A 7,361-nucleotide genomic window follows, 5' to 3' on the forward strand; every position below is an offset into this window, starting at 1 on the left:
CAAGGTGCGCGTCGCCATGAGCAACGCCTTCGCCATGGGCGGTACGAACGCAGTTCTGGCATTCAGGCAGGTGTAGAAGCCATGCAAGACGCCTCATTTGAGGTCACCTGTCGTATCTAGCTGCTTGCCGGACCACTATGTGAAGCGAGCGCTATTGGCTGCCTCTGCGATGCGGGAATTGGCAGCGGACGTCTCACGATCAAACAGGCATCTGCTTGTAGAATTCTTTTAATCGTGAAGCGGCGCGAGTGCGCTATCCGTTGAGGTGAGCAAGGCCGGCGCCCTGGGTGAGCGCTGGTGTCGGGTGGTGGAAAGTACAGGGGGAGCTGTGTGGCCCCCTCTTTCTCGGCCTCGACGATGTGCGAAGGAGCCTGTGCGGCGAACGGGCCGACGCCCCAGGCTCAGAACCTGGGCGAACCTAACTCCCGCCAAAGGACAGCCCAGAGCTGGATACACGAAAGAGATACTGAACCCGCGAATCAGATTCTGATCAATCGTCGTGTCTGAGCTCCGCTCGGCTCTTACGGAGATAATCGCGCGGCCCGGCAACGGCCGCGCGTGCCGCGGGCGTGAGCTTTGCGCTTCGTCAGAAGTGCCTCGAGCGTGACGACGATAATTGACCAGCCATATGGAACGCATTCGCCCAGTTATCCAAAGCGTGGATACCTTTCATCTAAACAAAGGATTTTACCGTTTTTGCTGCAGGTCCCATAGAGGCGCTTCAAGTTGGAAAGATAGGTAGTTCCCATGGTTGCGTTGGATCCGATGAGCATCATCTGGTGTGCGGGGCGCACAAAGTCAGTCGCATCTGCATTACGGCTTGGTCTTTCGGCGGTCTCCACAAGTTACGCCCCGTTGGTGCGATGCCAATTATTTAACCAATGCTTGAACATTTATCTCAACCAGACAGCTCCAAGGTGAGGTCTTCCATGCGCCCGAATGTCGATTGGAAGTTGTGCTGGGAAAATGAGCTGCAACTGGCCGACCATGTCGAACTCTCCGACTTTTTTCGAAAGACCTATGGACGGACTGGCGCCTTCAACGCGGAGCCATTCGAAGGCGGCCGCAGTTGGGCCGGCGCGAGGCCGGAATTCCGCGCAATCGGCTACGACGCGCATGGGGTAGCGGCTCACATCGGCATGCTGCGGCGCTTCATCAAAGTTGGCGAGGTCGACTTGATCGTCGCTGAATTGGGCCTGTACGCGGTTCGTCCGGATCTTGAAGGGCTCGGAATCGGTTTTTCGATGCGCGTGGCGTACCCAGTGCTCCATCAGTTGGGTGTTCCATTCGCTTTCGGCACGGTTCGGCACGCGCTGCGAAACCATGTCGAAAGATTCTGCAGAGCCGGCCTCGCGAACATTGTGTCGGGCGTTCGCGTACGATCGACCCGTCCAGATGTGCATCCCGACCTGCCGCCCACGCGCCTGGAAGACGTACTCGTGTTGGTTTCGCCGATCGGACGCTCGATGGACGAGTGGCCGTCCGGTACCCTGATCGACCGGAACGGTCCGGAACTATGAAGCCTCTGGACTACATATGCGAAGGGCAGAGTGACAATGCCGATGGCACTGCAGAGCGCAGCGTCTATCTGACGTTTGACGATGGTCCCAATTCATTTTTCACACCGCAGATACTCAATGTGCTGGCGCAACATCAGGTGACGGCGACCTTCTTCGTTGTTGGGGCCTACGCGGCCGACGAGCCGGAACTCGTTCGCCGAATTATTACAGACGGGCACGGTATAGCCAACCACACGATGACTCATCCGGACCTGGCCAAATGCGGGTCCGTCGAAGTCGACTGCCAGATAGTTGAGGCAAACAGAGTCATAGGGATGGCTTGCCCGCAGGCCATGGTTCGGTACTTTCGTGCACCGTATGGCATCTGGACCGAAGAAGTAATCGCTGCATCAGCGGGTGCGGCATTGACGCCCGTCCATTGGTCCATTGATCCACGCGACTGGTCTCGCCCCGGCGTTGACGCCATCGTCGACAGAGTGCTCGCCGATATCCGGCCGGGCGCAATCGTGCTGTTGCACGACGGGTGCGCTCCCGACGAATTGCAACCAGGCAATCAAGCCAGTCTGCGCGACCAGACGGTGACAGCGTTGTCACGCCTAATTCCAGAATTGCACGGCCGCGGATTTGTAATCCGATCACTTCCTCAACACCCCTGAACAAACAGAGATCCTATGGACCTTCTCACCACAGCCAGTACTGTTGCCGTTTCGTCTTATGCGGTGCTCTCGACTGTTTACAGAGGCATGCAAGCGGTCTACTCCCAACCGGAAAATGTTACGCCGCCGTCGGAAAGCTTGTTCGGATCCGACCGTTGGCCGAGCGTGGATGTCATTATCCCCTGCTACAATGAGGACCCGCGCACACTCGCGGCGTGTTTAGCTTCCATTGCAAATCAAGATTACGCCGGAACATTTCAGGTCTATCTGGTTGACGACGGTTCTGGAAATCGTAATGCCGTCATCCCGGTACATCACGCCTACGAGGGCGACCCGAGATTCAATTTCATTCTGCTCCGCGAGAATGTTGGCAAACGCAAGGCGCAGATCGCCGCCATCCGCCGCTCATCTGGAGATTTCGTGCTCAGCGTCGACTCTGACACGACACTTGCGTCCGACGTCATCACAAAGCTTGCAGTAAAAATGCGGGATTCCATGGTCGGAGCGGCCATGGGCCAGCTGACGGCATACAACCGCAGCGACACTTGGTTGACCCGATTGATCGATATGGAATACTGGCTGGCTTGCAATGAGGAGCGCGCGGCGCAAGGTCGCTTTGGTGCGGTCATGTGCTGCTGCGGCCCATGTGCAATGTACCGCCGGTCTTGTCTCCTTTCTCTGCTGGATCAATACGAGACGCAGCTGTTCAGGGGGAAACCAAGCGACTTCGGTGAAGACCGTCATCTTACGATCCTCATGCTGAAAGCAGGCTTTCGAACCGAGTACGTTCCAGGTGCCGTCGCGGCGACAGTCGTTCCGGACAAGATGGGACCTTATTTGCGCCAACAACTCCGCTGGGCACGAAGCACCTTCCGGGACACGATGCTTGCGCGAGGTCTACTGCGTGGCCTGGATCGCTATCTAACTTTGGATGTGATGGGAGAGAATCTCGGCCCATTGTTGCTCGGCATCGCGGTAGTAACGGCGCTCGGTGAGCTACTATTTTCACATACAGTAAATTGGTGGACGGTGCTGGCTATTGTCACGATGACCATAATCAGATCTACGGTGTTATCTTTCCGCACTCGGCAGCTTCGATTCATCGGCTATTCAATGCACGCGTTAATCAGGATATTCCTGTTGATCCCCTTGAAGGCTTACGCCCTGTGTACATTGAGCAATAGCGATTGGCTGTCGCGTAAAAGTGTTCCCCTGCCCAACAGGAGCACAAAGGAAATCACAAGCGCGATGCCGCTTGCCGGAGCAAATGCTGCGGGCAATTCTGGAATTGCGGAGTCACTTCATACTGCAGATCTTTCGCTCACAGCTGGTGAAGTCTGACGGCCTTGCAGCGCCGAGTGACCGAGTAAGTTGTGTCAGTCGACACGGGGTGAAGCTTTCGAGTTACCTATGGTCAGAACGGGAACTATCTGGAAGCGACACGTGGCATCTTGACGTTATTCTTTGGCGGAAGCGATACACGCGTCGCTCCGGCCGCGACTTTCCAAAGGTGCCATCTCAAGGCGGTGGCCTGCTCTGAACCAGAATTCGCAAGTAAGCTGCCGGTGGCCAATCGGACTCATTCCGCTTGAGATAGACGCATGTCCAATGTAGCAATCGACCTTACCGGCGTAACCAAATTATTCGGAAACAAGCTCGTTGTGGACGGGCTGTCCTTCACCGTTGCATCGGGAGAGTGCTTCGGTCTGCTGGGGCCGAACGGCGCAGGCAAGAGCACGATTGCGCGTATGCTCCTCGGTATGACCCGGCCTGACGCGGGTGATATAACAGTCCTCGGTCTACCAGTGCCGGCACGCAGCCGCTTGGCCCGCAAGGGCATAGGCGTGGTCCCGCAGTTCGACAATCTCGACCTGGAATTTACGGTACGCGAGAACCTGTTGGTGTTCGGGCGCTACTTCGGCATGAGTACAAGAGAGATCAACGCCGTCATCCCACGGCTCCTCGAGTTCGCTCGCCTTGAGAGCAAGGCGGATTCACGTGTCGGCCTGCTATCCGGCGGGATGAAGCGGCGCCTGACGCTGGCACGTGCTCTGATCAACGACCCCCAGTTGCTTGTGATGGATGAGCCCACGACCGGCCTCGACCCGCATGCCCGCCATCTGATCTGGGAGCGACTTCGTTTCCTGCTGGCGAGCGGAAAAACGATCATTTTGACCACCCATTTCATGGAAGAGGCTGAGCGGCTTTGTGATCGGCTGTGTGTTCTCGAGCGGGGACGCAAGATCGCCGAGGGCAGTCCTCATGCGCTGATCGACGAGTACATTGGGTGCAACGTGATCGAGATCTTCGGCGGCAATCCACAGGAGCTGATTTCGCTGATCAGACCGTACGTTCAGCGTGTCGAGGTAAGCGGCGAGACGCTCTTTTGCTATGCGCCTGAGCCGGAGGATGTGCGCATCCAGCTTCGCGGTCGAGCGGGTCTGCGTATTCTAGAGCGTCCACCCAGTCTGGAGGACGTTTTCTTGAGGTTAACCGGACGTGAGATGGAGAAGTGAGCAATGGGTGAACGTTTTGCGGCCGCTCTACCCGCCAACGCCTGGAACTGGATCGCGGTGTGGCGCCGCAATCATCTGGCATGGAAGAAGGTGGCATTTGCTTCAATGCTCGGCACCCTTGCTGATCCGATGATTTACCTTTTCGGGCTCGGCACTGGCCTTGGACTGTTGGTAGGCCGCATCGAAGGTGCATCCTACATCGCCTTTCTGGCAGCCGGCATGGTTGCGACGAGCGCGATGACAGCATCAACCTTCGAAACAATTTACGCGGTTTTCGGTCGAATGCGCGATCAGGGCACTTGGGAAGCAATGCTGCACACACAACTTACCCTCGGCGACATCGTTCTCGGTGAATTGACCTGGGCAGCCACAAAGGCCTTTCTGGCCGGTACGACAATTGCGATTGTTGCCGCCGCGCTAGGTTATGCCGCGTGGACGTCGGTTCTCTACGTGCTGCCGGTCATCGCTCTCACCGGGTTCGCCTTTGCGAGCCTGGCCATGCTCGTCATCGCGCTCGCGCCCAGTTATCACTATTTTATTTTCTATCAGACGCTTGTCATCACACCCATGCTGTTCCTTTCGGGCGCGGTTTTTCCAGTCGGCCAATTGCCAGGAGTGTTTCAGCAGATTGCGGCCTTCTCGCCGCTGGCGAATTCTATCGATCTAATCCGTCCGGTGATGCTCGGCCGCCTGGGCGACAATGTAGGGCTGCATATAGGCGCACTTTGCATGTTCGCTGTATTGCCTTTTTTTCTGTCGGCTGGACTGTTTCATCGACGACTAATGCGTTGACGCTTACCTACGCCCATCAACGAGAAGGAGGTCCGCAATGCCGGATTGCAAACTGCCCCCAGCGGCCCGGAGGCATGCGTGTGCCAGGAATCGCGAGTGGTACAACAACGCCGAAGCCGGGCGCCACCCAGCCGCTGCAGGCACGCGCCCATCTTCGCGACCACACCTCGGAGTACAGGCTGGGTGGTGAGGCGCGCGGACCCACCCGGAGCGTTCAAGCGATAGCAGCCAAGCTTCTTGTGCGCGTCCCCAGACCGTCGCGGCCATTATTTAGTTGGATACACATGCAATGACCCACAACGAACCAACTCCTGAGCCTTTTGTGATCCTTGCTATGCCAAGGACCGGAACACACTATTTAGAAGAATTGCTAAACGAGCATCCGACCGTTCTGAGTAACGGTGAGTTGCTAAACGAATATGATCCCAATTGGCCCAGCACGGATCGCCTGCTAGGCACGGATCGCGAGCTTCTTGAGCTTGCCTATGTGCGCTGCCCTATGCGCGACTACAAGAATGTGACGCATCTTGGCTGCAAGATCAATGAACCTCAGTTTCGCGAGCGTCCAGCATTCTTTGCGGAATTAGCTCGTTGGCCAGCACTCAAGGTCATCCTCGTTGTTCGCCGAAACGTATTGGAATCGCTCCGATCCTTTGTGCAGGCCAGGGAAAGCGGTCAGTGGCTGAAGTTCAGCTCGGACAACGATACCGCTCGGCCACCGAGCGTCAGGTTGTCAATCGCCGACTGTGAGGCTTATTTCAAAGCCGCCGACGATTTTCACGCTCGCGTTATGGACTCCTTCACGTCGACCAACCTGCTTGTAATGGAATACGAGAGCCTACTTCACGAACCTGCCCAATGCTTGGGAGCGGTTTGGGATTTCCTGGGCGTTCCAGCGCTTGAGCCATCAGATAACGCCATCTTGCAGCGCCAGGAAACGCGACCGCTTGATCAAACGGTGGAGAACTTTGACGAGTTGCGGATTCACTTCGCACGCGGACCTTATTCAAGATTTTTTGACCTCGGAGATTCAATGCGCTCCTACGCTTAATCGCTTGTACCGCGTGCTCTGATGGGCGTGTAGGATATCCTGCAGTTTGCGCGCATTCCGTTCCAAAACTGACAAACCAAAGTCACCAAGGCAACCGGCAGTCGATCTGCGGCGAACATCAAAGGGCACGGGCGCAAGGCGACCTGGTCAATTCCCTCTCTGATGAAGCACTTCCTCAGACGCGATCTTTGGCGAGCCTCGAGTGCAGAATTCCGGCAAGGTGGAGGGTTCCAGTGCGCAACTGCACCAATCTCGCTGGACGGGACAGGCGTCCAGTTGGCACGGCACTTGCTCCGAGATGACAGCAGCGCTCGACCGGAGCGCAGCATGGGAGAAGGAGGAGCCCCCACCCCGATCCGGTCAGGGAGAGAGAAACGATGTTGGTTCCAAGAGTCCCCCGCGCGATCGCAGCGCCCCGCAAGCGCCATTTTGCCCGGACCTACGTGCAGGTACTTGCCGCCATGGTCCTTGGAGCCGCAATTGGCTACCTCTATCCGGAAACCGGCCAAAGCCTGAAGCCGCTCGGCGATGCCTTCATCAAAGTCATCAAGATGATTATCGCACCTGTCATCTTCCTGACAATTGCGACCGGCATTGCCGGCATGAGCGATCTGCAGAAGGTCGGCCGAGTTGCCGCCAAGGCGATGGTTTATTTCCTTACCTTCTCGACGCTTGCACTCGTTGTCGGGCTGATTGTCGCGAATATCGTTCAGCCTGGCGCCGGCCTCAACATCGATCCGGCCTCGCTCGATGTCGAAGCCGTTAAGGGCTATGTGGCCACGGCTCACGAGCAGTCCGTGACCAGCTTCCTGATGAACATCATCCC

The 7,361-nt window shown here is 57.0% G+C and carries 7 protein-coding genes; all 7 read left to right on the forward strand.

Annotation, left to right across the window (positions count from 1 at the left end):
- Window positions 1-929: 929 nt before the first annotated feature.
- The gene (locus EN914_RS17720; protein WP_024505875.1) at window positions 930-1,520 is read left to right on the forward strand and encodes a NodA family N-acyltransferase; all 591 of its coding nucleotides are present in this window, start codon (window positions 930-932) and stop codon (window positions 1,518-1,520) included.
- Complete coding sequence (gene nodB / locus EN914_RS17725) at window positions 1,517-2,176, forward strand: chitooligosaccharide deacetylase NodB (protein WP_024505874.1); 660 nt, start codon at window positions 1,517-1,519, stop codon at window positions 2,174-2,176. Before EN914_RS17720 ends, nodB begins: the two co-directional genes overlap by 4 nt.
- A 15-nt stretch (window positions 2,177-2,191) precedes the next feature.
- The gene (gene nodC / locus EN914_RS17730) at window positions 2,192-3,517 is read left to right on the forward strand and encodes a chitooligosaccharide synthase NodC (protein ID WP_032899868.1); all 1,326 of its coding nucleotides are present in this window, start codon (window positions 2,192-2,194) and stop codon (window positions 3,515-3,517) included.
- 260 nt (window positions 3,518-3,777) lie between these two features.
- Window positions 3,778-4,692, forward strand: coding sequence for a nodulation factor ABC transporter ATP-binding protein NodI (gene nodI, locus EN914_RS17735; RefSeq protein WP_024505873.1), 915 nt, complete (start codon window positions 3,778-3,780; stop codon window positions 4,690-4,692).
- Window positions 4,693-4,695: 3 nt separating this feature from the next.
- Window positions 4,696-5,484: an ABC transporter permease gene (locus EN914_RS17740; RefSeq protein ID WP_024505872.1), complete on the forward strand. Its 789-nt coding sequence runs from the start codon at window positions 4,696-4,698 to the stop codon at window positions 5,482-5,484.
- Between the two features lie 289 nt (window positions 5,485-5,773).
- Window positions 5,774-6,535, forward strand: a complete 762-nt coding sequence (locus EN914_RS17745; protein ID WP_024505871.1) for a sulfotransferase domain-containing protein — start codon at window positions 5,774-5,776, stop codon at window positions 6,533-6,535.
- Window positions 6,536-6,912: 377 nt separating this feature from the next.
- Window positions 6,913-7,361, forward strand: a 449-nt coding sequence (locus tag EN914_RS17750; RefSeq protein WP_127223546.1) for a cation:dicarboxylate symporter family transporter, incomplete at its 3' end; no start/stop codon positions are given.

Source organism: Mesorhizobium sp. M7A.F.Ca.CA.001.08.2.1, from assembly GCF_003998455.1.
Lineage (GTDB): Bacteria > Pseudomonadota > Alphaproteobacteria > Rhizobiales > Rhizobiaceae > Mesorhizobium > Mesorhizobium ciceri.